The following is a 243-nucleotide window of genomic DNA, read 5'->3' as shown; positions in this document are numbered from 1 at the left end:
CACCGTGGCCATCGCAAACGATCCAGTGAACGGCGGGCGCGGCCTGTTGCTGCTGCAACGCGCGGGGCTGATCAAGCTGACGCCGGGCATCGACTATCGCGCGACGACGCTCGACATTATCGACAACCCGAAGCATCTGAAGATCGTTCAGCTCGAAGCCTCGCAACTCGCCCGTTCGCTCGACGACGTCGACCTCGCGCAAGGCTACCCGAGCTTCATCAAGCTCGCGGGAACGACGGACCC

At 63.8% G+C, this 243-nt stretch carries 1 protein-coding gene; it reads left to right on the top strand.

Annotated features, from left to right (window positions below):
• Nucleotides 1–243, top strand: a 243-nt coding sequence (locus tag SB753_RS40610; protein ID WP_410805619.1) for a MetQ/NlpA family ABC transporter substrate-binding protein, incomplete at both ends; no start/stop codon positions are given.

It is taken from the genome of Paraburkholderia sp. SIMBA_053 (assembly GCF_046534895.1).
Taxonomy (GTDB): Bacteria; Pseudomonadota; Gammaproteobacteria; order Burkholderiales; family Burkholderiaceae; genus Paraburkholderia; species Paraburkholderia caledonica.
Note: the sequence above shows the minus strand (reverse complement) of the source record. Positions and strands in the feature narration are given on the sequence as shown.